The 24,890-nt window shown below is 59.9% G+C and carries 25 protein-coding genes and 1 pseudogene; 7 read left to right on the plus strand and 19 right to left on the minus strand.

The genetic code is table 11. The features are described 5' to 3' along the window. Positions 1–65 precede the first annotated feature (65 nt). From rimK to I5L79_RS03085, 4 genes are all read right to left on the minus strand, one after another. Positions 66–1,016 carry a 30S ribosomal protein S6--L-glutamate ligase gene (rimK, locus tag I5L79_RS03070; protein WP_196953539.1) on the minus strand — a complete coding sequence of 317 codons (951 nt, stop codon included), beginning with the start codon at positions 1,014–1,016 and terminating at the stop codon, positions 66–68. Positions 1,017–1,083: 67 nt separating this feature from the next. Beyond that, the gene (locus I5L79_RS03075; RefSeq protein ID WP_196953540.1) at positions 1,084–1,557 is read right to left on the minus strand and encodes an ATP-dependent zinc protease family protein; all 474 of its coding nucleotides are present in this window, start codon (positions 1,555–1,557) and stop codon (positions 1,084–1,086) included. A gap of 341 nt (positions 1,558–1,898) precedes the next feature. Next, the gene (locus I5L79_RS03080) at positions 1,899–3,032 is read right to left on the minus strand and encodes a PQQ-dependent sugar dehydrogenase (protein ID WP_196953541.1); all 1,134 of its coding nucleotides are present in this window, start codon (positions 3,030–3,032) and stop codon (positions 1,899–1,901) included. 74 nt (positions 3,033–3,106) lie between these two features. Further along, complete coding sequence (locus tag I5L79_RS03085; protein ID WP_196953542.1) at positions 3,107–3,397, minus strand: 2TM domain-containing protein; 291 nt, start codon at positions 3,395–3,397, stop codon at positions 3,107–3,109. Positions 3,398–3,559: 162 nt separating this feature from the next. Between I5L79_RS03085 and I5L79_RS03090 the strand changes: the two genes are divergently transcribed. Further along, complete coding sequence (locus tag I5L79_RS03090; RefSeq protein ID WP_196953543.1) at positions 3,560–4,123, plus strand: O-acetyl-ADP-ribose deacetylase; 564 nt, start codon at positions 3,560–3,562, stop codon at positions 4,121–4,123. Position 4,124: 1 nt separating this feature from the next. On the opposite strand, the gene I5L79_RS03095 is transcribed toward I5L79_RS03090, so the two are convergent. From I5L79_RS03095 to I5L79_RS03125, 7 genes are all read right to left on the minus strand, one after another. After that, the gene (locus I5L79_RS03095; RefSeq protein ID WP_196953544.1) at positions 4,125–4,916 is read right to left on the minus strand and encodes an alpha/beta fold hydrolase; all 792 of its coding nucleotides are present in this window, start codon (positions 4,914–4,916) and stop codon (positions 4,125–4,127) included. A gap of 219 nt (positions 4,917–5,135) precedes the next feature. Then, positions 5,136–5,687, minus strand: a complete 552-nt coding sequence (locus I5L79_RS03100; protein ID WP_196953545.1) for a DUF502 domain-containing protein — start codon at positions 5,685–5,687, stop codon at positions 5,136–5,138. A gap of 81 nt (positions 5,688–5,768) precedes the next feature. Beyond that, positions 5,769–6,653 carry a 4-hydroxy-3-methylbut-2-enyl diphosphate reductase gene (locus I5L79_RS03105; protein ID WP_196953546.1) on the minus strand — a complete coding sequence of 295 codons (885 nt, stop codon included), beginning with the start codon at positions 6,651–6,653 and terminating at the stop codon, positions 5,769–5,771. A gap of 65 nt (positions 6,654–6,718) precedes the next feature. Continuing rightward, on the minus strand, positions 6,719–7,447 hold the full coding sequence (gene cmk / locus I5L79_RS03110) for a (d)CMP kinase (protein ID WP_196953547.1): 729 nt from the start codon (positions 7,445–7,447) through the stop codon (positions 6,719–6,721). Then, on the minus strand, positions 7,444–7,857 hold the full coding sequence (locus I5L79_RS03115) for a hypothetical protein (RefSeq protein WP_196953548.1): 414 nt from the start codon (positions 7,855–7,857) through the stop codon (positions 7,444–7,446). Before I5L79_RS03115 ends, cmk begins: the two co-directional genes overlap by 4 nt. A gap of 129 nt (positions 7,858–7,986) precedes the next feature. Further along, positions 7,987–8,382 carry a hypothetical protein gene (locus tag I5L79_RS03120; protein ID WP_196953549.1) on the minus strand — a complete coding sequence of 132 codons (396 nt, stop codon included), beginning with the start codon at positions 8,380–8,382 and terminating at the stop codon, positions 7,987–7,989. Between the two features lie 16 nt (positions 8,383–8,398). Next, on the minus strand, positions 8,399–9,037 hold the full coding sequence (locus tag I5L79_RS03125) for a hypothetical protein (protein ID WP_196953550.1): 639 nt from the start codon (positions 9,035–9,037) through the stop codon (positions 8,399–8,401). A 282-nt stretch (positions 9,038–9,319) separates the two neighbouring features. On the opposite strand from I5L79_RS03125, the gene ade reads away from it, so the two are divergent. Beyond that, entirely contained in the window at positions 9,320–10,984 is a 1,665-nt protein-coding gene (gene ade / locus I5L79_RS03130) for an adenine deaminase (protein ID WP_196953634.1), read from the plus strand. Between the two features lie 221 nt (positions 10,985–11,205). Here the strand turns inward: ade and I5L79_RS03135 are convergent, their stop codons facing one another. Together I5L79_RS03135 and I5L79_RS03140 are read right to left on the minus strand one after the other, a co-directional pair. Next, positions 11,206–11,613, minus strand: a complete 408-nt coding sequence (locus I5L79_RS03135) for a response regulator (RefSeq protein ID WP_196953551.1) — start codon at positions 11,611–11,613, stop codon at positions 11,206–11,208. 41 nt (positions 11,614–11,654) lie between these two features. Then, positions 11,655–12,629, minus strand: a pseudogene (locus tag I5L79_RS03140) (PLP-dependent cysteine synthase family protein); the annotation flags it as partial. Between the two features lie 254 nt (positions 12,630–12,883). On the opposite strand from I5L79_RS03140, the gene sucD reads away from it, so the two are divergent. The 4 genes from sucD (at position 12,884) to I5L79_RS03160 (ending at position 16,474) form a co-directional block, all read left to right on the plus strand. Continuing rightward, positions 12,884–13,765, plus strand: coding sequence for a succinate--CoA ligase subunit alpha (sucD, locus tag I5L79_RS03145; RefSeq protein WP_149072193.1), 882 nt, complete (start codon positions 12,884–12,886; stop codon positions 13,763–13,765). An 86-nt stretch (positions 13,766–13,851) separates the two neighbouring features. Then, positions 13,852–14,964, plus strand: coding sequence for a hypothetical protein (locus tag I5L79_RS03150; RefSeq protein WP_196953553.1), 1,113 nt, complete (start codon positions 13,852–13,854; stop codon positions 14,962–14,964). Between the two features lie 94 nt (positions 14,965–15,058). Then, a complete protein-coding gene (locus I5L79_RS03155; RefSeq protein WP_196953554.1) occupies positions 15,059–15,415 on the plus strand; it encodes a DUF4870 domain-containing protein in 357 nt (118 codons plus the stop codon). Positions 15,416–15,544: 129 nt separating this feature from the next. Continuing rightward, positions 15,545–16,474 (plus strand): hypothetical protein, encoded by a 930-nt coding sequence (locus I5L79_RS03160; protein ID WP_196953555.1) that lies wholly within the window; start codon positions 15,545–15,547, stop codon positions 16,472–16,474. 110 nt (positions 16,475–16,584) lie between these two features. Here I5L79_RS03160 and I5L79_RS03165 read toward each other — a convergent pair whose 3' ends face one another. Together I5L79_RS03165 and I5L79_RS03170 are read right to left on the minus strand one after the other, a co-directional pair. Next, positions 16,585–17,817 (minus strand): NADP-dependent isocitrate dehydrogenase, encoded by a 1,233-nt coding sequence (locus I5L79_RS03165; RefSeq protein WP_196953556.1) that lies wholly within the window; start codon positions 17,815–17,817, stop codon positions 16,585–16,587. 174 nt (positions 17,818–17,991) lie between these two features. Then, positions 17,992–18,723 carry a hypothetical protein gene (locus I5L79_RS03170; protein WP_196953557.1) on the minus strand — a complete coding sequence of 244 codons (732 nt, stop codon included), beginning with the start codon at positions 18,721–18,723 and terminating at the stop codon, positions 17,992–17,994. Between the two features lie 119 nt (positions 18,724–18,842). On the opposite strand from I5L79_RS03170, the gene I5L79_RS03175 reads away from it, so the two are divergent. Beyond that, positions 18,843–19,583, plus strand: coding sequence for a hypothetical protein (locus I5L79_RS03175; protein WP_196953558.1), 741 nt, complete (start codon positions 18,843–18,845; stop codon positions 19,581–19,583). Between the two features lie 145 nt (positions 19,584–19,728). Here the strand turns inward: I5L79_RS03175 and rny are convergent, their stop codons facing one another. The 4 genes from rny to pheT form a co-directional block, all read right to left on the minus strand. Continuing rightward, the gene (rny, locus tag I5L79_RS03180; RefSeq protein ID WP_196953559.1) at positions 19,729–21,426 is read right to left on the minus strand and encodes a ribonuclease Y; all 1,698 of its coding nucleotides are present in this window, start codon (positions 21,424–21,426) and stop codon (positions 19,729–19,731) included. A 113-nt stretch (positions 21,427–21,539) separates the two neighbouring features. Next, positions 21,540–21,830 (minus strand): cell division protein ZapA, encoded by a 291-nt coding sequence (locus I5L79_RS03185; RefSeq protein WP_196953560.1) that lies wholly within the window; start codon positions 21,828–21,830, stop codon positions 21,540–21,542. Between the two features lie 31 nt (positions 21,831–21,861). Continuing rightward, on the minus strand, positions 21,862–22,158 hold the full coding sequence (locus tag I5L79_RS03190; protein ID WP_196953561.1) for a hypothetical protein: 297 nt from the start codon (positions 22,156–22,158) through the stop codon (positions 21,862–21,864). Between the two features lie 153 nt (positions 22,159–22,311). Continuing rightward, positions 22,312–24,819, minus strand: a complete 2,508-nt coding sequence (gene pheT / locus I5L79_RS03195; protein WP_196953562.1) for a phenylalanine--tRNA ligase subunit beta — start codon at positions 24,817–24,819, stop codon at positions 22,312–22,314. Positions 24,820–24,890: the final 71 nt, after the last annotated feature.

Below are 24,890 nucleotides of genomic sequence, written 5' to 3' on the forward strand. Positions count from 1 at the left end.
AGCCGGGCGCATACCCGTCGCAGCCGTAGAGTACTGGGCTGGACATTGTGGTGCAGCTAGGTAGGCTAATCGGCCTGGGTGTCGGGCATGGCCTTAGCCTTGGGGGCAGGCTTGCCGGTTTTGGTGGCTTTGGGCTTGCGCGTACGGGCTATTTCGGCGGTGTACTCGATGATTTTGCCGGCTATATCGAGGCCGGTGGCTTTTTCGATGCCTTCGAGGCCGGGGGAGGAATTAACTTCCAGCACCAGGGGGCCGCGGGCACTCTGGAGCATGTCCACGCCGGCTATGCCCAGGCCCAGGGCTTTGGTGGCGAGCAGGGCGGCGGCTTTTTCGGCCCGCGTGAGTTTCACCAGCTTGCCCGTGCCACCCCGGTGCAGGTTGGAGCGAAACTCGCCCTCCTTGCCCTGGCGCTTCATGGCGCCCACCACTTCCCCGTTCACCACAAAAGCGCGCAGGTCGGCGCCCTTGCTTTCGGCAATGAACTCCTGCACAATGATGCGCGCCTTGAGGTTATGAAATGCCTCGATAACGGACTGGGCGGCCTTTTCGGTTTCGGCCAGCACTACGCCCAAGCCCTGGGTGCCCTCCAGCAGCTTGATGATGACGGGCGCGCCGCCCACCTGCCGGATCATTTCGGGCACTTCCTCGGAGGAGTTGGTGAAGGCCGTTTTGGGCATGCCCACGCCCGCCCGGCTTAGGATCTGCATGGAGCGGAGCTTGTCGCGGCTACGCACAATGGCCTGGCTTTCGATGGCCGTGCGCACCTTCATCATCTCAAACTGGCGCACCACGGCCGTGCCGTAGAACGTAACGGAAGCGCCGATGCGGGGTATAATGGCATCGAAGCCGATGAGGGGCTGGCCCTGGTAGATAATGCTGGGGGCGCCCTTTTCGAGCACCAGGTTACACTGCAAGTGGTCGATGACTACGGCCTCGTGGCCGCGCTGCACGGCCGCTTCCACCAGACGGGTGGTAGAATACAGCTTCGGCTCGCGCGAAAGAATCGCCAGTTTCATGGAGAGAGGTGCTTGGAGAAGGGAGAGAGCAGAAGCGGGCGGCAAAGATGCGAAAAGCCCAACAGGTTTAGCGGGGCCGCGCGGCCCGGTGCGTTTCGCGGTACGACACATTGCGGCGCAGCACATCCACCACCAGCCGCCGTTGCCGCAGCAAAGAACGGCCAATCAAAACCGGATACCGCATATCGGAGCGGTCGGAAAGCGAAAATTCCGTTTCGATATCCTCATTGAACAGGCGCAACACGGCCCGAATGACGTATCGTTCCTGCACTTCCCCGTTGGAGGAGCGAATATCCCGCCGCGAGAAGGCCGCGAACTGCATGGGCCGGCCGTCGAAGTTGGGGTGCGAGGGGTCGAGCAGCTGCACGTGCAGCACCCGCCGGCCATCGGGCCGTACTTCCTCGTGCATGTTGGAGCAGTGAATGGCGCCGGTGTACGCGCCGGTATCTACCTTGGCCTCCACCCCCCAGAGCTGCAATTCCGGAAAATCGACCAGCTCACGCCGTCCCACTACCCGCTTCGGTACCCGCTGCTTTTTCATGGCAGGCAAGATAGAGTTAATGTGCTAATGTGGGTTTAATGTGCTGCGCTTCGCTAATGTGCTAAGGTGGGGAATGTGCTGAAGTGCTAATGAGGGGAATATGTTGAGATGAAGGAAGGTGCTGTTATGGCGAGAAGGCAGGACGACGCCATGCGTCATAGGCAACGTATCAGACCATAAGATGTGAAAAGCCCTTTCCCGCTGCGTACGGGAAAGGGCTTTCTGGTAGAAAAACGGAACGAGCATTGACCAGCCCAGATGGCGTCGCGCTGCTCGCCATGACACATTACCCTGTTAACTCATTATCCACATTAGCACATCAGCGAAGCGCAGCACATTAACTACCCTTTGTAACTGATGCGGTAGACGGCGTCGTTCTGGTCATCGGAGACGAGCAGGGAGCCATCGGCCAGCACCAGCAGGCACACGGGGCGGCCCCAGCTTTGCTGTCCCTGGAGCCAGCCTTCGGCAAAGGTTTCGTAGCCCAGAGCCTTTTTACCGGTGGCATCGAGGCGCACCAGGCTGATGCGGTAGCCGAGCTTTTTGCTGCGGTTCCAGGAGCCGTGCTCGGGAATAAATATCTGGTTGCGGTACTGGGTCGGAAACTGCTTGCCGGTATAGAACTTCATCCCCAGCGCGGCCACGTGCGGCCCCAGCTTCTGGGCCGGTGCCACGTAGGTGCTCTGGGTTTTGCCGGTGCCAAACTGCGGGTCGCGCACGTCGCCAGCGAAAAAGTACGGGAAGCCGAAGTGCTGGCCGGAGCTGGCGGCGCGGTTCAGCTCGTCGGCGGGCAGGTTGTCGCCCAGCTGGTCGCGGCCGTTGTCGGTAAACCACATGGCCTTGTCCTGGGGGCTCCAGTCGAAGCCCACGGTATTGCGCACCCCGTAGGCCACGGTTTCGAGGCCGGTGCCGTCGGCATTGAGGCGGTTGATGGTGGCGTAGATAGGCTCTTCCGGCTCGCACACGTTGCAGGGCGCCCCCACCGGCACGTAGAGCTTGCCATCGGGCCCGAAGCTGATGTACTTGAAGCCGTGCCACTCTTTGTTGGGCAGCTTATCGTAGACCACCACAGGCTTGGGCTTCTGCTTGAGGCGGGCGGCTATGTTGTCGTAGCGCACAATGCGGTGGATTTCGCCCACGTACAGGGCCCCGTTGCGCACGGCCACGCCGTTGGGCGAGTTCAGACCGGTAGCTACTGTCACCACTTCATCGGCACGGCCGTCTTTGTTGCGGTCGGGCAGGGCGTACACCTTGTCATCCTTGGTGCCTACGTACACGGTACCATCGGGGCCTACAGCCAGCTCCCGGGCACTTTTCACGCCCTGAGCAAAGTAGCTGATGACGAAGCCCTTGGGGAGCTTGATTTTGGCGAGGTTGGTATCGGCGGCCGTGGGCGCGGGCGCCGTGGTGAAGGCCAAAGCCAGCGCGGCCAGCGCGGCCAGCGCGGCCAGCGGAAGAAGGTGACGCAGTTTCATACTGCCTGAAACCAACTGACGCCTGCCAAGGTTGCAGCCGGGTCTCGTTTTAAGCCCTGCGGCAGCTGTAGCCACTACAGCTGTCCTTCACGCCGGCGCAGCAGCCGCTCGTACTCGCGCTCCGAGAGCTGCCCGCGGCTGACATTGCCGTAGGTGCCGATGCCCTGGAAAAACACGCCAATACCCCAGAACAGCGTCGACCACACCGGCCAGGGCAGCGGGTCGGCGTCGCGGCCCGTCACAAACCAGATAACCCACAGCAGGGTGTTCACGAACACGTACGTGAACAGGTGGGACTTGAATCTGGCCCGGGCCTTTGCCATACGCCAGAGTTGAGGGTCGCGGGGAGTGGTGGTCGTTTCCATGATGCAGGGCTAGTTTTGAGGTGATTGATGATTCAAACCTACCCGGCTTCTTCGCGCTTTCCTGCTTTACTTTACCGAAGCGTCGATTCCCCAGGTTGAAGCGTTGAAACTGCCTACCGAACGAAAATCCACGCTTCTACTTACGCTGCACTTCGCTCATCTATGCCCTCCCCCACTTCCCCTTCTTCCTGGCGCGACGCCCCCATCTTCGGGCGCATCCGCCTCTACCAGGGCGACATCACCAGGCTCGATACCGAAGCCATTGTAAATGCCGCCAACACCAGCCTGCTGGGCGGCGGAGGCGTGGACGGGGCCATTCACCGGGCAGGCGGTCCGGCCATTCTGGAAGCCTGCCGGCAAATCCGGGCGCGGCAGGGAGGTTGCCCGCCCGGCGAGGCCGTGCTCACCCCTGGAGGCCGCTTGCCGGCGCGCTACGTCATTCACACCGTGGGGCCGGTTTGGCAGGGCGGCCACAAGCAGGAGCCGGAGCTACTGGCCCGCTGCTACCGCAACAGTCTGGCCCTGGCCGAGGAGAAGCAGCTGGAAAGCGTAGCGTTTCCCGGCATCAGCACGGGCATCTATGGCTACCCCAAAGCCGAGGCGGCGGCTATTGCCGTGCGGGAAGCACGGACGTTTCTGGCGGAACATGCATTTCCCGCCACGGTGGTTTTCGTGGTGTTTGATGAGGAAGCCCGTCGCTTCTACGAGCAGGCGCTGCAGACCTGAGCTACCAGCGCACCTCGGGGTGACGGCGCAGGTAGGCAGCCACTTCGTAGAGCAGCCCACCGTGCCCGGCCTCCAGCAGCACAGTCTGCGCTTTTTTGATACTGGCAATAAACCGCGCCAGCCCGGCGTGCGGAATCACCCGGTCGTGGCGGCCCAGGAAAAACGTGACGGGTATCTGGTGCTCGTTGAGGAGCCGACTAAGCTTCGGAAGCTGAAACGTGAGTTGCCGAAAACCCAGCCAACTGCGGTACACGCGCAGGCGCTTTTCGCGGCTGTCGAGCTGCCAGCGGGCAAAGCGCACGAGGCCACTGTGTACCAGGCGGCGCTCCTCCAGTGTATCAAGCAAGCCCAGCAGGCGCTGGGGGCGCAGCACGGCCCGGCCCAGCACCCCGCGCATCCAGGGCGGGTAGGTGGCCAGCGTGTACCAGAACTGGCGTTGCAGACCATCGGGGGCAATCAGCCAGAGCTTTTCTACCCGCTCGGGGTGCTGCTCCAGCAGGGTAAGGGCAAACTTAGCGCCCATGCTAAACGCCAGCAGCCCGAAGCTTTCAACGCCTTCCCGTTCCAATACCTCAGTCAGCAGCTCGCCCAGGCGCTTTTTGGTGAGTGGAGCATCGGCGCGGGCCAGGCGGCTGCGGCCGTGGTAAAACAGGTCGAAGCTCAGCACCGCAACATCCGGCCCCAGCGCATCCAGCCAGCTGCGCCAGTAGCTTTCCTGCTGCCCGTAGCCATGAAACGCCAGCACCACCCGCGGCCCCTTTCCGTAGCGCCGGTAGTGCAGCAGGGTTTTCATGGGGACGGGGATAAGGTAACAAGTAACGGGTAATACGTGACACGGTGCGTAAGCGTCCGACAATAGCCGCAATAAGCGGCGCGGAGCCGGATGGCCGCTGGGGCGGCCGCCAGTCAAGAGACTGGCTTCTATCCGTCGGCGGGCAGACGCGCCCGCGGTACGGGCTAAGTCTGCCGCCAGGGCTATCTGTCACGTGTTGCCTGTCACCTCATCACGCACTTACAGCTTCGAGACGCCACCCGAGACGATGAACTTCATGACTTCGCTGCTGGGCAGCTCTAGGTAGGTTACGCTTTCCTTGGGCACCAGCTGCAGCTCGCCAGAGAAGTTGTAGGAGTGCGGATAGTACACGGCCATCAGCTCGGGGCGGTGCAGACCGGCAATGTCGTCGCAGGTGGCAAAGCCAAGGCGGTAGGCTTTGGTTTCCTCGTTCACGCACACCAGCACGGGGCGGTTGAACTTCTGGTTGTCGCCCACGAAGGCATCAAACAAGTCCTTCAGGCTGGAGTAGATGATGCTGACCAGCGGAGTGCGGTGCAGAATCCGCTCGGCCAGCACCAGCAAGGGGCGCACAGCCAGGGAGCGGGCAATAAACCCGACCACCGTCACGAGCACAAACATGGTGAGCAGCCCCAGGCCCGGGTATTTTTCACTGTCGATGTTCATCAGTCCGTCGACCCAGAAAAACAGGGCCACCAGGATGTACACCGTCAGCACGATGGGCGCTACCAGCAGCAGCCCGTTGAGAAAATATTTAATGAGTTTACCCATGGCAGGCGGAAGCTACGCAAGAAAGCCCGGCCAAAACGGCCGGGCCTGAGAAAATTACTACACTCAAATCAGTTGACGGATCTAGACGGCCGCTTCAGGCACAATCGAAATCCGGTCGGCTACGCGCTGCATCAGCCACATGGGCGTGCTGGTAGCTCCGCAGATGCCCACCGAGTGCGCCTCCTCAAACCAGGATTCATCCAGTTCCTGCTCGTTTTCCACGAAGTAGCTGCGCGGGTTGGTTTGATTAACGACCGAGAACAGGGCCTTGCCGTTGGAGCTTTTGCGCCCGCTCACGAAGATGATAACGTCGTGCTCGGTAGCAAAGCGGCGCAGAGCCGGCTCCCGGTTGCTTACCTGTCGGCAGATGCTGTCGTTGGCATCAAAGGCCTCCAAAGAGCCGCCGGCCGCCTGAATGCGCTCCTCGATAAGCTGCTTCATGCGGTAGAAGCCCGCCGTGCTTTTGGTGGTCTGGCTGAACAGGGTAACGGGCCGCGTGAAGTCAATCTGTTCAAGGTCTTCCTCGTGCATCACAATGATGGCGCGGTTGCCGGTCTGTCCGTTCAGGCCCGTTACCTCGGCGTGGCCAGGCTGGCCGTAGAGCACAATCTGGCCATCCTGGCGCGTGGTGACGTCGAAAGCGTGCTTTACGCGGTTCTGCAGCTTAAGCACCACCGGGCAGGAAGCATCAATCAGCTCCAGGTTGTTCTGCAAGGCCAGCTGGTAGGTTTCCGGCGGCTCGCCGTGGGCCCGAATCAGCACCTTGCAGTCGTGCAGGGTGCCGAGCTGCTCCCGGTCGATGATGCGCAAACCCAGGGCGTGCAGGCGCTCCACTTCCATACGGTTGTGCACGATGTCGCCCAGGCAATACAGCGTCGGCTCGTGCGCCAGCTCGTCTTCGGCCATCTGAATGGCAAATTCGACGCCGAAGCAGTAGCCGGAATTTTTATCGATGGTAACGTTCATGGATTCTGTGTCTACAACGCAAGCCCGCGTTTGGTGCAACTTTCGCGCCCGAATATGAACAGCCGCTAGCGCACGGATTCACTGCCGGCCCACCAGCCCGAGTCGGCGGCGGCCGTAGCCAGTAGTACGGCCGAAACGCGTTCCAGGACGAAATCAACCTGCTCGTCGATGGTGATATGCGAGGTATCGAGCAGCACCGCGTCGGAAGCCCGGCGCAGGGGGCTTTCGGCCCGCGTCGAATCGAGGTGGTCACGCTTCACGAGGTTGTCGATGATGTCTTCCAGCGCTACCTGCTCGCCCTTCACGGCCAGCTCTTCCTGGCGGCGCAGGGCGCGCGTGCGGGTGTCGGCCGTCATGAAGATTTTCACCTCGGCGTCCGGAAATACGGTGGTGCCGATGTCGCGCCCATCCATCACGATGCCGCGCTTGCGGCCCATGCGCTGCTGCTGGCGCACCATGGCGTGGCGCACGGCCGGAATCACCGACACTTCGCTCACAGAGTTGGAAATGCGCATCTGCCGGATTTCGTCTTCGCGAATGGTGCCATCCAGACACAGTTCGTTGCGGCCCGTGCGGCGGTTGCGCTTAAACGAAATCGTCATATCGTGCAGAGCCTGCTCGATGCGCGGCAAATCGTCGAAACTGATGCTGTGCTCCAGCAAATACAGCGTCACTGCCCGGTACATGGCTCCCGTGTCGATGTAGGCGTAGCCTAACTCAGCGGCAACGGCCTTGGCCGTGGTGCTTTTTCCGCACGAGGAGTAGCCATCAATGGCAATGACGAGTTGTTTCATGATGAAATGGATCGGCGCGGGGGCAAAGGTAGCGGTATCCACGTTCTCCGCGTTACGGCTACCGGCGCCAACGTGGGCGCCACCTCCCGAAACAAGCTCAATACGGCGTCGACGGCGCCGTGCAGCAGCTGTTTTTCGACGGTTCCGAAGGGGTTGATAAAGGTGCGGCTGCCCAGCCGGATGCCCACTTCCCCGCTGTCGGTGCGGTGCCAGTGGCCCCCAAACGTGCGGGCAATACACTCGCCCAGGAAACACCCAAGGGCATTGATGACGCCGGCCTGCTCGTTGGCAGGCACGCTGGCGCGCTCTTTTTCAATGAACTGAGCCAGCGTTTGCACGGCTTTTTCGTCGAAGGACGAAATGTTCAGGTTTTGCCGCACTGCTTCGGCGGCTGCACGTAGTTCTTCCACTGCTCGTTGCGACCAGCTTCTCAGCTGACCAGTTTACTCAACCATAGGTGTGTTTCCGGGTGGACTCAGGGTGGGTTGAGTAAGTATATTTAATCAGCGCGGAAAAATGAAATTTTTGTTTGAAAATTCTTATTTAATCCAGCTTTTACGCTGTCCGGTAGTTGCCAAACGGGCCGGAATACCAGCAAAAAAACCGGCCACCGACTGTTCCCGGCCCTTGGTGAGCTGCTCACTCACCAGATAGAAGGGGTTGAAAAATAATTTACCTGCCAGGCCCACACCCGTGCTGCCATCGGGCCCGGCGGCCCACTCGCCCCGGTAGGTATCTACCAGGCACTGGCCCAGAAAACAGCCCAGCGCCATCACCACGCCTTCGCGGTCGGCGGGCTGGATGGTGGCGCGCTGCGCTTCGATGAAGTCGGTGAGGCGCTGCACGGCGGCAGCGTCGAAGGTATTTACCTGAAGCTGCTGGCGCACGGCCTCGGCGGCGGCGTGCAGGGCGGCAAGGGGAGATTCGGAAGGCATGAATGACAAATTTGAGCTATTGCTGGCTGCTGGGTTGTGAGTTTGTACGCTGCCACTGGATGTAGGTGGTCAGAATTTCGCGCAGGTGCTGCTTGCCCAGTTTGCCTGCCTTGATTTTAGTGGCTAGTTCCGGACAATCACCAAACAGGGGCAGCATGGCTTTTTCGAACGCCCCTCTGGCGGCAGGCACCCGCACCCCGTCGCCGGTACGTGGCTGGACGATCAGGCTATACTGTTCCGTGACACCGGAAGCCAGGAAGCCCGCTGCCCCCGGAACTCCATGCTCCAACTCGAAAACGGTGAAACTGCCTGCCCGGTAAAGCTGCCTGGCAAAGGCGCTGGACAGGCGACGGCGGGCCGAAATATCCACTCCCCGCACCACTCTGAAAGTGTCGTTAGCCAACACGAATGTTTGCACTTCGATGGGTTGGTATTCCGTTATCTTTTTATCGTTGGGGTTGCGTACCCGCAGATGCTCGCCGGCATCGGCGTACAGCTGACCGGTATGCCAACTCCCATCCTGCAGCTGGTAAACGCCCGGCTTGTACGTGATAATTTTCGGCAGGGCATTATTTCCGTACTGGGCCTGCGCTGAGCTGGCCAGCAAACCCAGCCCTACGGCAAATAATAGCTTATAGATAGCAGTTGGTCTCATACTGATATGCTTTATGCATTAAAATAAACACTGCCAGCCTAATGACTTTCGCAGGGGCAGGGAATCTTGCCGCTCTTGGCTTTGCGCTTGTAGGAGGCCGTTTTCTTTTGCAGGGACGAGTGGCGCGCGCAGCCTGTAGCGGCACTGCCCACGGAAAGCAGCATGCACGCGACCAAAAACAGGGAAATACTCTTTCTCACGGCGGAAACCTTGCTAAAATGTACGTAAAGTTAAGGTTCTTTACCCCGCAACGCCACCCGTTGCCCTTGTAGTATGCTGCCTATGTCTGCCGATTTCTCCCTGCTGGCCAACGTGGTCGACTTGTTTGCCAACACCATCCGCCCCGCCACGGTGCGGGTAGCCGCCGGTCGCATTGCGGCCATTGAGCCTACCGGTGCTACCGAGCCCGATGCGGCCCTCCCCTACGCCCTGCCGGGCTTTGTGGATGCCCACGTGCACGTGGAAAGCTCCCTGCTGGTGCCCTCGGAGTTTGCCCGACTGGCCGTCACGCACGGCACCGTGGCTACTGTGTCGGACCCCCACGAAATCGGGAACGTGCTGGGCGTGGCGGGCGTGCAGTACATGCTCCAAAACGGGGCTCAGGTGCCGTTTAAGTTCTGCTTCGGAGCCCCATCGTGCGTGCCGGCCACGCCATTTGAAACAGCCGGTGCCGAAATAACGGCCGCCGACATCGAGCTGTTATTCAAAGAGCACCCTGAAATCGGCTACCTGGCTGAAATGATGAACTGGCCCGGCGTGCTAAGCCGCGACGCCGGCGTGATGGAGAAAATCAGGCTGGCTCAGCAGTACGGACGCCCGGTGGATGGACACGCGCCCGGCCTGCGCGGCGCGGAAGCCCGCCGCTACGCCGAAGCCGGCATCAGCACCGACCACGAGTGCTTCACGGCCGAAGAAGCCCTGGACAAGTTGGCCGTGGGTATGAAAATCCTGATTCGGGAAGGCTCCGCAGCCCGCAATTTCGAGGCCCTGATTGACTTGTTGCCGGCGCACTACGAAAACCTGATGTTCTGCTCGGACGACAAGCACCCCGACACGCTGGTGCTGGGCCACATCAACCAGCTGGTGCAGCGCGCCGTGGCCCGCGGCCAGGAGGTGCTGAAGGTGCTGCGCGTGGCCTGCCGCAACCCCGTGGAGCACTACCGCCTGCCCGTAGGTTTGCTCCGCGTGGGCGACGCGGCCGACTTTATCGTGGTAGACGACCTGACCGATTTCCGGGTACGGCAAACCTACCTGGATGGACAGTTGGTGGCCGAAAGCGGGCAGACGCGCATTCCGGCCGTGCCCGTAGCCGTGGTAAACAACTTTGTGGCATCCACCGTGCAGGCTGCCGACTTCGAGCTACAAGTGCCAAAAACCAAAAACCAACAATCAACCATAAGAGTCATTGAGTGCTTCGACGGGCAGTTGATTACGGCCCGCCACGACGTGCCCGCCCGCGTAGGAAACGGCCTGGTGCTGCCGGATGTAGCGCGGGATATTCTGAAGCTGAGCGTGGTGAACCGCTACCAAGCGGCCGCGCCGGCCGTGGCCTTCATCCAAGGCTTCGGGCTGAAAGGCGGCGCCCTGGCCAGCTCCGTGGGACACGACTCCCATAACATCACGGCCGTGGGCTGCGACGATGAAAGCCTGGCTCGGGCCGTGAACCTGGTGATGGAAGCGCGGGGCGGCCTGGCGGCCGTGGGCCCCAACGGGCAAGAGCTGATTCTGCCCCTGCCGGTAGCCGGCCTTATGTCGGACCGAGAAGGCTACCACGTGGCCGAAGCCTACGCCGCCGTGGATGCCCTGGCCAAGCAGCTCGGCTCCCCACTGCAGGCCCCGTTCATGACGCTGTCGTTTATGGCCCTGCTGGTGATTCCCAGCCTCAAGCTCAGCGACAAAGGCCTCTTCGACGGGGAAGCCTTCCGGTTTGTGGAAGCCGTGGTGTAGCTGCAAGTATTGTTTTTCGCGGTCATTGCGAGGCATGTGGCGCATCAAGCCATTGTCCGAAGCAATCCGTCCTGGGCAACGCACCAAACCCTGAGACGTGAAAAGCCCCTGACATCCACGCGGATGTCAGGGGCTTTCTGGTAAAAGAACGGGGCTGGTATTGTTCAGGACGGATTGCTTCGCGCTGCTCGCAATGACACGTTACTTACCCGCCATACGGGTTAAAACCGCTTTTTCAGCAGTTTCTGTATTTTCTCCTCGGTGAGGGGTTTGGCCAGGTACTCCACGCCGGGATACTGGGCCACGCGGGCAGTGTCGGCGGCGTGCATGGAGGTAGTGAGTACGGCCATGACGGTTTTTTCGCGCACCGCCTCGGGCAGCTTATTGAACAGCTCCAGGAACTCGAAGCCATCCATACCGGGCATTTTCAGGTCTACGAACACCAGATTAGGTGCGTCGGCGCGGGGCTCCGCATTTTGGCTGCCCCACAGTTCCTGAAATGCCTGCTCGGCCTTGGAAAAGGTCTGAATCTGCTCGGCCACTTCCAGGCGGTTGAGCAGGCGGTTGTTCAGGAAGCTGGTAGTTTCGTTGTCGTCTACCAGGACGATGCTTTGCAACTTCTGCGTCATAGGAAATACCATAAGGCCGGGGCGAAAACGGAGGTGGCTTACAGCCAGCCCTGGGCGCGCATCCAGTCGTCGTTGTATATTTTGCCGAGGTAGCGCGTGCCGTGGTCGGGCAGGATAATGACCATGGTGTCGCCCTCCTTGAGGTGTTCTTTTGCGTATTCCAGCGCGCCATGTACGGCCGAGCCGCACGACCAGCCCACGAACAGCCCTTCTTCTTTGGCCAGGCGCCGCGTCATCACGGCGGCATCTTGGTCGGTTACCTTGATGAACAGGTCGATGAGGTCGAAGTTAACATTCTTGGGCAGAATATCTTCGCCGATGCCCTCGGTCTTGTAGGGGTAAATTTCGTTTTCGTCGAAAATGCCCGTCTCCTTGTACTTCTTGAACACCGAGCCGTAGGTATCCAGCCCTACCGCCACGAGGTCGGGATTCTGCTCCTTCAGGTACTTGGCCGTGCCGCAGATGGTGCCGCCGGTGCCCACGCCGCAGGCCAGGTGCGTGATGGTGCCTTCCGTCTGACGCCACAGCTCGGGGCCGGTGCTTTCGTAGTGGGCCGCCGTGTTCGACATGTTGTCGTACTGATTGGGGTAGAACGAGTTGGGCGTTTCCTCGCTCAGGCGTTTGGCCACGGAGTAGTAGCTGCGCGGGTCTTCGGGGGCCACGTCAACCGGGCACACCACCACCTGGGCGCCCACGGCCCGCAGAATGTCCTGCTTTTCCTTGCTTTGCTTGTCGCTCATCACGAAGATGCACTGGTAGCCTTTGGCAATGGCGGCCAGCGCCAGACCCATGCCGGTATTGCCGCTGGTGCCTTCGATGATGGTGCCACCCGGCTTAAGCAAACCGGCTTTTTCGGCATCCTCCACCATTTTCACGGCCATGCGGTCCTTCACCGAGTTGCCGGGATTGAAGTATTCCACTTTGGCCAGCACGGTGCCTTTGATGCCATCGGCTACTTTATTGAGCCTGACCAGGGGCGTGTTGCCAATGGCTTCAACAATGTTATTGAGGTACATTATCAGAAAAGATCATCTGGGTGAGAGCCGGCAAAGGTACGGATTTTGGATGGGCGGCTTCGGTAGCGGGCCAGAGTTGGCGGCAGAATCAGGGTAAACACCTTGGTAAGCTCTACCATATTCCGGCCTGGCGGTGGAATGGCAAACAAGGCTTCGCGCTCCACCTAAAAAAGCCTACTTTTGCCCCGCCGCGGCCATTGACTGCTGGCGAAATTCCCACCCTCAACCCGCAATTTTCCGCTAACCCCACTTCTATGAGTGTTCTGGTCAACAAGGATTCCAAAGTGATAGTGCAGGGCTTTACTGGCTCCGAAGGCTCGTTCCATGCCCAGCAGATGATTGAGTACGGCACCAACGTGGTGGGCGGCGTGACGCCCGGCAAAGGCGGCACCCAGCACCTCGACCGGCCCGTATTCAACACCGTGGCCGAGGCCGTAGAGCAGGCCGGCGCCGATACCAGCATCATTTTCGTGCCCCCGGCTTTCGCCGCCGACGCCATCATGGAAGCTGCCGACGCGGGCATCAAGGTGATTGTGACCATCACCGAGGGCATTCCTACCAAGGATATGATTGCGGTGAAGGAATACCTGAAAGGCCGCGAGGGGCTGCGCATGATCGGGCCAAACTGCCCCGGCGTGATGACGGCCGGCGAGTGCAAAGTGGGCATCATGCCCGGCTTTATCTTCCAGAAAGGCCGCGTGGGCATCGTGTCCAAGTCGGGTACGCTGACGTATGAGGCCGTTGACCAGCTCACCAAAGCCGGCCTGGGCCAAACCACGGCCATCGGCATCGGCGGTGACCCCATCATCGGCACCACCACCAAGGAAGCCGTGGAGCTGCTCATGAACGACCCCGAAACCGAGGGCATCGTAATGATAGGCGAAATCGGCGGCGGTATGGAAGCTGAGGCGGCCCGCTGGATCAAGGAAACCGGCAACAAGAAACCCGTGGTTGGCTTTATTGCCGGCCAGACGGCGCCTCCCGGCCGCCGCATGGGCCACGCCGGTGCCATCGTAGGCGGCGCCGACGACACGGCCGCCGCCAAAATGGCCATCATGCGCGAGTGCGGCATCCACGTAGTGGATTCGCCCGCTGAAATTGGTGATACGATGCTGCGCGTGTTGAGCGGAAAGTAATTTTTTCGTTCATTCCTGTTTCCAGAAAAGCCCCGGTACATTTACCAGGGCTTTTTTGTATCCTCAATTATTTACGTCTTACCCTTATGCTGACCACGACCAATCTTTTTCTTGCTGCCTCGGCTTTGCTACTTACTACGGCCTGCCGCAAGGAAATAGAGACAGTTGTAGTCAAGGAAGTAGATAAAGTGTACAGCTGGACGGAGATAAAGCAGGCGGTGGGCACCAGCCGGTACATTCTGAATATGACCAAGGATGAGAACCAGCTTTATCTACAAACCCCTTATTACCTGGGTATTCTCAGCCCAAACAATAAGCGACGTTACTATGAACAGGTTGGAGCTGGATTTCCCACGAACATTGACTTGCGCATGGCTATGTCCAACGTATTTACCGCCTATCCTGTGCGCGATACGGCGGTAACTATCCTACAAACCAAGGCCCCGCTGAGCGGAGGTGGCAGGTCGCTGGAAATTATTCCGCGTCAGCTTGATCCTAAGGCTACCTATGTTCAGACCAATAATGTGCGCATCCATGGCAGTTTCGCTGCTATCAACCGCAACAATTATCTGCTGTTCGCCTATTCTACTGCGGCGGCTCCCGACCCGAACGTGCATTTTATCCTGACTCAGCTTAGTGTACAGGCTGGGCAAATTCAGGCACAGCCCCTGGTAATAACCGCTCCGACGCCGAGCATTTTTCTAACCGGGCGGCTTCGCTGGATTGTATCATTTGATGACTACTTTCTAGCAGATATGGGAGACGCCGGTATTTACAAAATATTGCAGGATGGTACCATTCGGCTCGTGACGGTAAACACACCAGAAAGTACCATACGGGACGCCTGCTATGAATGGCAAGGGCGGTTGTACATCGTAGAGGAGTATAACTCCATGCTGGTGTCGCTGGATAAGGGCGTAACCTGGCGGCGCTACACCGATACTCCTGACGCCTTTACCTTCACGGAGTATTACACCGTTGGAGACAGTCTGGTAGGTATTTCTCATGCTGGAACTACCAATCAATTATTCACGCTGCGCTGGAATAACTTCAGCTACAAGCTTAGAGCACTCGAAAATGACGGCTTAGAGCGGGTTGACATCAGCAACCTGGCGGTCTTGGGCGATACTGTCTATGTGGGCACTAATGGTGGGCTGTTCAAGCGTCCGTTGAGTGCCTTTTTTGAAACCAAGCAGTAAAAGCCTCTACGCTGCCAACTTCTTCTATCCTATAGATGGCAAATAGCTGTGCCCCGCTTACTTTGCGCCATCCTTTCGCCTTATCCTTTCGCCCATGAACGACCCGCACACCGCCGACGCCAACCTTCGCCAGTGGGCGACTTACCTGCACCTTTCCCAACTGGCCGGGGTAGTGGTGCCCGGGGCAGGCTTCATCGTCCCCATCATCCTGTGGCAGATCAAAAAAGATGAAATTCCCGGCCTTGATGCCCACGGCAAAATGGTGGCCAACTGGATTATCAGCACCCTGATTTACGGGGCAGTGGCCGGGCTGCTGTGCATTGTGCTGGTGGGGGTTCCGTTGCTGCTTGCGCTGGGGCTGATTTCGGTGATTTTCCCGATTATCGGGGCCGTAAAGGCCAATGAAGGCACTTTGTGGTCGTATCCGCTCTGCCTGCGCATCATCTCTTAAACTGGCCGGACTCTTACGTATCTGTCCTGCAGCAACGACTGAGAGCTGATGACCCGGCACCGTGATGCAACGGTGAAGCAGCCCTATGCAGTCGGTAATGCTTAAGTAAACCTGTCGTTCTTAATATATATGTCCCGAAGCGTCCTCTCCGCGCACGGCGCTTTTTTGCTGTCCGGCCTGTTGAGCAGCCTTCCCGTCTTTGGGCAGATTTCCCAAGTCGACTCGGTTCTTCTGCACCGTACTTTGCCCGAAGTAGCCGTGCGTATACATCCGAAGGCCCGCCTGCTGAGTGCGCCCGGCGAAACGCGCGGTCTGTACACTTCGTTTGGGCACGAGCTGCTCCCCACCAGCCGCGTGGCCGTGTGGCATGGCCCGCCGGACAGTACGCGCACCTACCTCGTGCGGGCCGTACGCGTGCGGCTGGGCTCCCGAATGCCCGAGAAGGCCAGCGGTTTGTTTGAGACGCGCCGCAATTTCCAGGAAGGCCGCGTGCACCTCTGGCTTAGCCCCGGTACCCGCGCCCAGGCCCCTGAGGCTGCCCAGAACCTGCTGGCGCAAAAGCTGCTGCTGACGCCGGACAATGCGGGCGAAAAGAAGGGCTGGCTGCGCTTCGACGTAGCCGCCCAACGGGTGGTGGTTCCGGCTCAAGGGCTGTTCATCATAGCTGAAGGGCTGACCACACAACCACAGGAAACCTACGTGCGCCGCCGCATTCTGGTGCGGCCCCTGGATGGCCAAACGCCGCCCGAAGACCTGGACCTGCATCACCCCAAACTAAAGAAGGGCGAGAGTGTGAGAACTTATTCCTACGTAGAGGTTTCACAGCCTTCTGGCTCCCAGCGGCTGGCGGCGACCGGGCTGTTTCCTACGCTGGCGTTTCGCATGGTGGAGGGCTCCGGGCAGTGCCAGAGCTGGGTGTGGCGCCCCTTGGTGGTCAACCAGCCCGCCCGGTGGATGCCCGTTACGGAGGTGCAGGCGGGGCTGCGCAAGCGGGAGCCCAAAGCCACCTACGCGCTGGATTACAACTTCGACCTGGAGCTGGAAGTAGAAGAATTGTAAGCCGCTCCACAGCTCAGGCTCGGCTACTTCCCTGCATCCTTCCCTCGGCTGCTATACGAAGAGCCCGCCTGGACGTCCAGACGGGCTCTTGATATAGCAGCCTACAGCGTTTATTTGCTCAGCTTGGCTTTCAGGTTTTCGTCCAGGGCAGCCAGGAACTCCTCGGTGTAGAGGTAGTCGCGGCCGTGCTCCACGTTGTTGCCGTGAATGCAGACGGCCAGGTCCTTGGTCATCTTACCACTTTCCACGGTTTCGATGCACACGGCTTCAAGCGCCTGGCAGAAGTCGATGAGCTCCTGGTTGCCATCTAGCTTGCCGCGGAACTCCAGGCCGCGCGTCCAGGCGAAGATGGAGGCAATGGGGTTGGTACTCGTGGGCTTGCCTTTCTGATGGTCGCGGTAGTGGCGCGTCACGGTGCCGTGGGCAGCTTCGGCTTCCATAGTGCCGCCGTCGGGCGTCACCAGTGTGGAGGTCATCAGGCCGAGTGAGCCGAAGCCCTGGGCCACGGTGTCGCTCTGCACGTCGCCGTCGTAGTTTTTGCAGGCCCACACGAAGTTGCCGTTCCACTTCAGGGCCGAGGCCACCATATCGTCGATGAGGCGGTGCTCGTAGGTGATGCCGGCTTCCTTGAACTTGGCCAGGTAGTCCTGCTCGTAAATCTCCTGGAAGATGTCCTTGAAGCGGCCATCATACTTCTTCAGAATGGTGTTCTTGGTGCTCAGGTACAACGGCCAGCCCTTCATCAGGGCCTGGTTGAAGCAGGCGTGCGCAAAGCCGCGGATGCTTTCATCAGTGTTATACATGGCCAGAGCCACGCCGTCGCTCTTGAAGTTGAACACCTCAAACGACTGCGCCTCGCCGCCGTCTTCGGGCTGGAAGGTGATGGTGAGCTTGCCCTTGCCCTTGGTCACGAAGTCGGTGGCGCGGTACTGGTCGCCGAAGGCGTGGCGGCCGATGCAGATGGGAGCCGTCCAGTTAGGTACCAGGCGCGGCACGTTGCTCATCACGATAGGCTCGCGGAACACGGTGCCATCCAAAATGTTGCGGATGGTGCCGTTTGGCGACTTCCACATCTGTTTGAGGTTGAATTCCTTTACCCGCTCCTCGTCGGGCGTGATGGTGGCGCACTTGATGCCTACCCCGTACTGCTTGATGGCGTTGGCCGCGTCGATGGTCACCTGGTCGTTCGTTTCGTCGCGGTACTCGATGCCGAGGTCGTAGTATTTGATGTCGAGGTCGAGGTAGGGCGTAATCAGCTTGTCCTTGATAAACTTCCAGATGATGCGCGTCATTTCGTCGCCATCAAGCTCTACTACGGGGTTGGCTACTTTGATTTTGGTCATGGTGGTGAGCGGGTTTAGCTGGTGTTTCGGGGTATTGGCGGGCTGTACTGCGGGCCAGCGTATGACTGAGCCGTGCGCGGCCGCGCATTTCTCAGGCCAATAATAAGGGAGTATTCTTCATCACCCGCTACCCGACCTCTACAAACCGCCCGGAAACGGTGCCGGCCGGTACGGTTAGCGCCTTCCCTGCTGCCCGCCCACGCTGAAGATGAGGCCGAAATTGAACACGGAGTTGGCGGCCTTCATGTACTTGCGGTGGCGCAAGCCGAAGTTGCTGCCGCTGATAAACTGGAACTGCACCGGCCCGAACAGCCCCACGCGCGTCCAGGTAATAGGCTCAAGCAGAATGTTGGTTTCATTGGGGCCGGGCTGGTTGTTCAGGCGGAAGTCGTACATGTTCATGTAGCTCACGCGCAGGGCCGTGCCGTAGCTGATGGGCCAGTCGCGCTGGAGTAGGTGCACGGTTTTGCTGTCCTTGGAGGAGTAGTTTACCTGCACGAAATACTTTTCGAGGCGGGCATCTCGGCGGTCCGTAACGAGGCCTTCCCGGGTGCGCTCGGTGCGGTGGCTGGTGCCGAAGCCGTAGCCGGCGTAGGCTTCGATGACGCGCTTATCCTTGAGGCGGGTGAAATAGCCTACGCCCAGCTCGCCGAAGTCGTGGTCGAGGGCCTTTTTCTTTTTATCGGTATGCAGGAAGGAGGCCGTGCCGATGATGCCCAGGTGGTTGGTGGCCGCGTAGGCGCCCTGGGCGGTGAAGTTGCCCTGAAAGTTGACCTGGGCGGCTCCGCTGGCTTCGCCTTTCTGGGTGAGCAGGGGCGCGTTGGGAGCAGGCGGGAAGTACATGGAGGCGCAGCTGCTCAGCGTCAGCGGCAAGCCGGCCAGGGTTACTCGGAAGGCGTTTCGCATCGGTTGCGGGGATGGTGGACGGGGCCAGAACGACGAAAGGGCGGTTTGCGTGTGTGGGCGTGGGGTAGTTAGCGGAATTTGTGGTTATTGGAGCTCTGTACAATTCACTGCCCTACGCTATGGAATCGTCTTCTTTTCTGCAGAAACTTGGTACCTGCCTGGTAGCGGGGCTGGTAGTGGCGGCGCTACTGCTGGTGCTGGGCAACAGTGGCAGCCTGGCGTGGTTTCCGCCGATAGTGGTGTTTTCGCTGGTGGGCGCGGCGCTGCTGGCGGCAGTGGTTTTTCCGGTGGTGTGGCAGGGGCTGGAGCGGCGCCAGCGCATCAACTCGGAGCAGGTGTATGGCTGGCTGTACGGGATTATCCGCTACTGCCTGGCCTTCAACATTGCCAGCTTTGGCTGGAAAAAGCTGTTTGGGCTGCAGTTCGTGGTACCGGCCGAAGTAGCCGCGCAGCCCATGAACCAGCAGTCGGGGGAGTGGCTGACGTGGTACTACTTCGGGTATTCCGTGGCGTTTGGGCTGGTTGTGGCCGGGCTGCAGATCGTGGGTGCCGGGCTGCTGCTGTTTCGGCGGACGCTGCTGCTGGGGGTGTTTGTGCTGCTGGCGGTGATGGGCAATCTGGTGCTTATAAACGTGTTCTACCACCTGAACGCGGGGGCACTGGTGCAGTCGGTGGTGCTGACGGTGGGGCTGTTGTTTTTGCTTTGGACGGAACGGGCGCGGGTGGTGGCCCTGCTGCTGCGGGCGCACTCAGCAGTGCCCACTCCTACGCTGGCGGGCAGCACGAGGCTCCTGCTACGGTTGTCGGCGCTTGGCCTTTCCCTGCTGTTTGTGTGGTATCTGGCTTCGCAGCTGCCGTAACTTCTATCCATACCTTTCAGGCATGTTGCCCTCGGAGCGCTGTTAGCACTTTCAGCCAAGTCACACCGGATTCATATCTCCAATAACAGAAACGCCCGCCGCAACTCTCGTCGCGGCGGGCGTTTCTGTCATTACTATTTCTCCCCTACTTGGCGTAGGATACGGCGCGCATTTCGCGGATGACGGTGATTTTGATCTGGCCGGGGTACTGCATTTCCTTTTCGATTTTCTGGGAAATTTCGTAGCTCAGCTCCTGGGCGCGGTCGTCGGTCACGTTGTCGGCGTTTACCATCACGCGCAACTCGCGGCCAGCCTGGATGGCGTAGCACTGCAGCACGCCATCAAAGCTCACGGCCGTTTCTTCCAGCTGCTTGAGGCGCTTGATGTAGCTTTCCATCATCTCGCGGCGGGCACCAGGACGGGAGCCGCTGATGGCGTCACAAGCCTGCACGAGGGGCGAAATCATAGCCGTCATTTCGATTTCGTCGTGGTGGGCGCCGATGGCGTTGACCACGTCGGGGTGCTCCTTGTACTTCTTGGCCATTTCCATGCCCAGGATGGCGTGGGGCAGCTCGGGCTCCTCGGTGCTCACTTTGCCAATATCGTGCAGCAGGCCTGCGCGCTTGGCGTGCTTCACGTTCAGGCCCAGCTCGGCGGCCATAGTGGCGCAGAGGTTAGCTACTTCGCGGGAGTGCTGGAGCAGGTTTTGGCCGTAGGATGAGCGGAAGCGCATGCGGCCCACCATCTTGATAAGCTCGGGATGCAGGCCGTGAATGCCGAGGTCGATGATGGTCTTCTCCCCGATTTCCACGATTTCCTCGTCGATGTTCTTGCGGGTTTTAGCCACAATTTCCTCGATGCGGGCCGGGTGAATGCGGCCGTCCTTCACCAGCAGGTGCAGGGAAAGGCGGGCCACCTCGCGGCGTACCGGGTCGAAGCCGGAGATAATGATGGCCTCGGGCGTGTCATCCACAATGATTTCAACGCCGGTAGCGGCTTCGAGGGCGCGAATGTTGCGGCCTTCGCGGCCAATGATTTTGCCTTTTACGTCGTCACTTTCAATGTTGAAAATGGACACGCAGTTCTCAATGGCGTGCTCGGCGGCCGTGCGCTGGATGGTTTCGAGCACTACCTTTTTGGCGTCTTTGGTAGCCGTAAGCTTGGCCTGGGCCACCACGTCCTTGATGTAGGAGCTGGCCTGAATCTGGGCTTCGTTCTTGAGACTTTCTACCAGCTGCTCGCGGGCTTCGGAGGCAGTGAGGCCGGAAATGGTTTCGAGCTGCTGCTGCACTAGGCGCTGCTTCTCGCCGAGGTCCTGGCGGGTGGTTTCGAGCTCATCTTCCACTTCCCGCTCGCGCTGCTCCAGCTTCGCCAGCTGATTTTCGAGCACGCTTCTGCGTTTTTCTTCCTGGGCCTCCAGCCGCTCGCGCTGCTGCTGGGCCTGGGTTTCAATCTTTTCGCGGGTGGCGTCCAGCTCTTTTTCCTTGCGCTGAATCTGCTCGAGCTGCTTCTGGGTGGTCTGGGTGAGCTGCTTGATGCTTTGCTCCTGCTCCACGACGGTGGCCCGGCGCTCGGTGAGTTCTTGGTCGAGGGCTTGCTTCTGACGGCGGCTTTCCTGCTCAAACTCCTGCTTGAGGGTGCGGAACTTGTCTTTGGATTGCTGAATCCGCTCGTCGCGCATGCGGTTGGCCTGCTGTTCGGCCTCAGTCAGCAGCTGCTGGGCGCGGGCTTTGGCGTCGGCTTCGTGGTCCTGGCGGGCCTTGCCGGCCAGCAGGCGCCCCAGCACTATGCCAACCCCAAGGGCCAGCACGGCAGCTAAGACGATATAAAGAGTTTCGGACATGAGCTATGGTTTTGGAAGGTGAGGAAACCCATAGCAGAGAACTGCGAAGCCGCGGGCCACGGAGCCGTTTGCTCCCTGGCCCCGCGGGCTCCTAAACGTACGCGGCTACGCCGCTACCCGAGTACTACCCCCGACAACAGCTCGTCCAGGCGCGCGAGGCGCTCGGTCAGGGCTGCGTCGGTACCGTCCTTCTCCTTACCCACTTTCAGGCGGTCGGCCATGGTAGCCAGGGCCAGCATGGCCAGCAAGTCCTGCTTGTCCTGGATGCCGTACTGGTCCCGAAACTCGCGCAGCCGCTCGTTGAGCATGCGCCCGGCCAGGCGCAGACGCTCCTCGTCCTGGGCAGCTACCCGCATGGGGTAGTCACGGTCGGCAAGGCGGATTTTGATGGAAAGCTCGGACATCAGCAGGCGGATGGGCAGGATTGGATGGTGGTTACTCCCTCAAATAGGCAAGGCACTTATCTATTTCGCGGATGTATTCGTTGAGGCGAAGTTTTAGCTCGTTGACGTTGGCAGGTTCTCCTGCTATGGTATTGACAAGTTTAGTGATATTCTCCTGATTCTGGAAATCCTTGAGCTGCCGCTCCCGGTCGCGCACGTCGGCGCGCAGGTGCTGGATGGTGGTTTGGGCATCGGCCAGCTCCTCGCGCAACTGCTGATAGGCAGCCACTAAGGTGGTTACCTGCCGCTCCAGGCGGTCAAGTTGAGCAAGCTGCTGGGTTGAAGCCATTTTTTGGTTATTCGTTGGTGGTTTTTGGTTTTTGGCTGCTGACCGATTTAGGAGTGTTCATGTTTCGCCAGAAACAGCGTGGCTTCTTTCAAAACCCGGCATCAAAACCGAAACCGGTGACCAATAACCAAAAACCAGCGACCAAAAACCAATTTACTTCCGAATCAGCGCCCCGGCCTGCTGCTCGAACTGCTGGATGAGACGCGTCATCACCTGGTCGATGGCCTGGTCGGTGAGGGTTTGGGTAGGGTCCTGAAGCAGGAAGCTCACGGAGTAGCTCTTCTTGCCTGCGCCCAGGTTTTCGCCCTCGTACACGTCGAATACGTTCACCTGCTGCAGGAGCTTTTTCTCGGTGCGGCGGGCAATTTGCTGAAGCTGGTCGAAGGTAATGGTCTTATCCACCACCAAACTCAGGTCGCGGCGCACCTCCGGGAACTTCGGCAGTTCGCGGGCTACCAGCGCGTTCTTGTACTTGCGCATCAGCCAGTCCCAGTCCAGCTCGGCATACCACACCGGCTGCGACACATCCAACTGCTTGAGTACCGCCGATGACACGGCGCCCAGCTGCGCTACCGGCTGGTTTTGGGCCAGCAGCGTGAGGCCGCCCGCCAGGTAGGGGTGCTGCACCGGCTGCGAAGCAGGCTGCGCAAAACCCAAAGAGGCCAGTACCTGCTGCACCGCGCCGGCCAGCTGGTGGTAGGTAGCCTTGTCCGACTTCTGCTGCCAGGTTTCGGCGGCGGTATTGCCGGTGAGGTAAATGACCAGCTTGTTCTGCTCTTCGTACTGACCGTCGGCTTTGCGGCGGTAGGTTTTTCCAAATTCGTAAAGCTTCAGGTCGCGCTGGCGGCGGTTCACGTTGTGGCGTACCACTTCCAGGCCGCTGTGCAGCATGGTAGGCCGCATAATGTTCAGCTCGGCGCTGTTGAAGTTGAGCAGCCGCACCAGCGCCTCGTTGTTTTCTCCGCTTTTCTCGAAGTACAGCGAGTTGGTGATGGAGTTGGTAATGATTTCCGAAAAGCCCTGCCCGCTGAGCAGCCGCGCCGTATTCTGGCGAATGATTTCCGGGTCGGGGTTGGGAAACTGGGCGAGGTAGCTGGCGGAGTTGTGCGGGCGCAAAGCCACGTGGTTGTAGCCGTAGATGCGCAGGATTTCCTCGATGATGTCGGCTTCCCGGGTCACGTCCACTTTATGCGGCGGTACCGACAGGATCCACTCCACTGAAGAATTCTGAATGTTGAATTCTGAATTCTGAATTTCCGTTGCGGGAGCTTGGCTGGAATTCAGAATTCCTAATTCTGAATTCAGAATTTTTTCCTCCACGATGAGAATATCGAGGTCGGTGAGAATCTGGCGGATGCGCTCCGGCGCAATAAACTGGCCTACCAGCTTTTCTACCCGGGGCAGACGCAGGCGCACGGGGGTGTGGCCGATGTGCGTGGGGTATTCATCCACGACGGGCGCGGCCACGGTGGCGCCGGCTACTTCCTGCAGCAGTAGGGCGGCGCGTTTCAGGGCAATGAGTACCATGTTGGGGTCTGTGCCCCGCTCGAAGCGGAAGGAGGCGTCGGTTTTGAGCTGGTGGGTCTGGCTGGTTTTGCGCACTACGGCCGGGGCGAAATAGGCGCTTTCCAGAAACACCCGCGTGGTGGCGTCTGACACGCCCGAAGTTTTGCCCCCGAACACGCCGGCCAGCGCCATTGGCGCCCCGTTGGCATCAGCAATGACGAGGTCTTCGGCTTTGAGGGTGCGCTCCGTGCCGTCCAGGGTCGTGAACTTCTCGCCGGCTTCGGCCCGCTTCACGCGCACCTGGTTTCCGGCAATCTGGTCGGCGTCGAAGGCGTGCAGGGGCTGGCCCAGCTCGTGCAGTACGAAGTTGGTAACGTCCACCACGTTGTTGATGGGCGACAGGCCGATACTGCGCAAACGGCGCTGCAGCCACTCCGGCGACGGGCCTACCTGCACCCCTTCCAGCAGCAAGCCGGCGTAGCGCGGATTGGCCTCTGCATCTTCAATTTTTACGCTAATAGGCTTTGAAGCTTCCGCAGACGCGTGGAAGTGGTTGATATCAGGCAGGTGGCAGGGCTGGCGCAGCAAAGCGCGCAGCTCCCGGGCCACCCCGAAGTGGGAGGCCGCATCGGCGCGGTTGGGCGTGAGGCCGATTTCAAACACCGAATCGGAACCCAGGCCGAAGTAGTTGGCGGCGGGCGTGCCGTTAGGCAGGTCGGTATCCAGCACCATAATGCCGGCGTGCGACTGGCCTAGTCCAATTTCGTCCTCGGCGCAGATCATACCTTCGGAAGCCGCTCCCCTGATTTTGGACTTCTTGATTTTGAACGGCTCCCCGGTGGTAGGGTACAGCGTAGCCCCTTCCAGCGCCACTACCACGCGCTGCCCGGCCGCCACGTTGGGGGCCCCGCACACAATCTGGCGCGGGGTGGCGTCGCCTACGTCTACGGTAGTTAAACTCAGCTTGTCGGCATCGGGGTGCTTTTCGCGGGTGAGCACCGTGCCCAGCACTACGCCACGCAGGCCGCCGGGTACGCTTTCCAGCTCCTCAATCCCCTCCACTTCCAGGCCCGAGCCCGTGAGCAGGCGGCCAATTTCGTCGGCCGGTTTATCAGTGGAAATAAGCGTGCGAAGCCAGTCGTAGGATATTTTCATTGGGTAATCAGTTGCCGGTTGCCAAGTGTCAGGTGCCTGCCGACGGTTTCAGACAACCAGCACAAACTGGC

Source organism: Hymenobacter guriensis (assembly GCF_015773195.1).
Taxonomy (GTDB): Bacteria; Bacteroidota; Bacteroidia; order Cytophagales; family Hymenobacteraceae; genus Hymenobacter; species Hymenobacter guriensis.

Bases quoted from the DNA above. Each gene is read 5' to 3' on its own strand.
- rimK (WP_196953539.1), bottom strand. From the start codon at position 1,016: ATGAAACTGGCGATTCTTTCGCGCGAGCCGAAGCTGTATTCTACCACC.
- I5L79_RS03075 (WP_196953540.1), bottom strand. From the start codon at position 1,557: ATGAAAAAGCAGCGGGTACCGAAGCGGGTAGTGGGACGGCGTGAGCTG.
- I5L79_RS03080 (WP_196953541.1), bottom strand. From the start codon at position 3,032: ATGAAACTGCGTCACCTTCTTCCGCTGGCCGCGCTGGCCGCGCTGGCC.
- I5L79_RS03085 (WP_196953542.1), bottom strand. From the start codon at position 3,397: ATGGAAACGACCACCACTCCCCGCGACCCTCAACTCTGGCGTATGGCA.
- I5L79_RS03090 (WP_196953543.1), top strand. From the start codon at position 3,560: ATGCCCTCCCCCACTTCCCCTTCTTCCTGGCGCGACGCCCCCATCTTC.
- I5L79_RS03095 (WP_196953544.1), bottom strand. From the start codon at position 4,916: ATGAAAACCCTGCTGCACTACCGGCGCTACGGAAAGGGGCCGCGGGTG.
- I5L79_RS03100 (WP_196953545.1), bottom strand. From the start codon at position 5,687: ATGGGTAAACTCATTAAATATTTTCTCAACGGGCTGCTGCTGGTAGCG.
- I5L79_RS03105 (WP_196953546.1), bottom strand. From the start codon at position 6,653: ATGAACGTTACCATCGATAAAAATTCCGGCTACTGCTTCGGCGTCGAA.
- cmk (WP_196953547.1), bottom strand. From the start codon at position 7,447: ATGAAACAACTCGTCATTGCCATTGATGGCTACTCCTCGTGCGGAAAA.
- I5L79_RS03120 (WP_196953549.1), bottom strand. From the start codon at position 8,382: ATGCCTTCCGAATCTCCCCTTGCCGCCCTGCACGCCGCCGCCGAGGCC.
- I5L79_RS03125 (WP_196953550.1), bottom strand. From the start codon at position 9,037: ATGAGACCAACTGCTATCTATAAGCTATTATTTGCCGTAGGGCTGGGT.
- ade (WP_196953634.1), top strand. From the start codon at position 9,320: ATGTCTGCCGATTTCTCCCTGCTGGCCAACGTGGTCGACTTGTTTGCC.
- I5L79_RS03135 (WP_196953551.1), bottom strand. From the start codon at position 11,613: ATGACGCAGAAGTTGCAAAGCATCGTCCTGGTAGACGACAACGAAACT.
- sucD (WP_149072193.1), top strand. From the start codon at position 12,884: ATGAGTGTTCTGGTCAACAAGGATTCCAAAGTGATAGTGCAGGGCTTT.
- I5L79_RS03150 (WP_196953553.1), top strand. From the start codon at position 13,852: ATGCTGACCACGACCAATCTTTTTCTTGCTGCCTCGGCTTTGCTACTT.
- I5L79_RS03155 (WP_196953554.1), top strand. From the start codon at position 15,059: ATGAACGACCCGCACACCGCCGACGCCAACCTTCGCCAGTGGGCGACT.
- I5L79_RS03160 (WP_196953555.1), top strand. From the start codon at position 15,545: ATGTCCCGAAGCGTCCTCTCCGCGCACGGCGCTTTTTTGCTGTCCGGC.
- I5L79_RS03165 (WP_196953556.1), bottom strand. From the start codon at position 17,817: ATGACCAAAATCAAAGTAGCCAACCCCGTAGTAGAGCTTGATGGCGAC.
- I5L79_RS03170 (WP_196953557.1), bottom strand. From the start codon at position 18,723: ATGCGAAACGCCTTCCGAGTAACCCTGGCCGGCTTGCCGCTGACGCTG.
- I5L79_RS03175 (WP_196953558.1), top strand. From the start codon at position 18,843: ATGGAATCGTCTTCTTTTCTGCAGAAACTTGGTACCTGCCTGGTAGCG.
- rny (WP_196953559.1), bottom strand. From the start codon at position 21,426: ATGTCCGAAACTCTTTATATCGTCTTAGCTGCCGTGCTGGCCCTTGGG.
- I5L79_RS03185 (WP_196953560.1), bottom strand. From the start codon at position 21,830: ATGTCCGAGCTTTCCATCAAAATCCGCCTTGCCGACCGTGACTACCCC.
- I5L79_RS03190 (WP_196953561.1), bottom strand. From the start codon at position 22,158: ATGGCTTCAACCCAGCAGCTTGCTCAACTTGACCGCCTGGAGCGGCAG.
- pheT (WP_196953562.1), bottom strand. From the start codon at position 24,819: ATGAAAATATCCTACGACTGGCTTCGCACGCTTATTTCCACTGATAAA.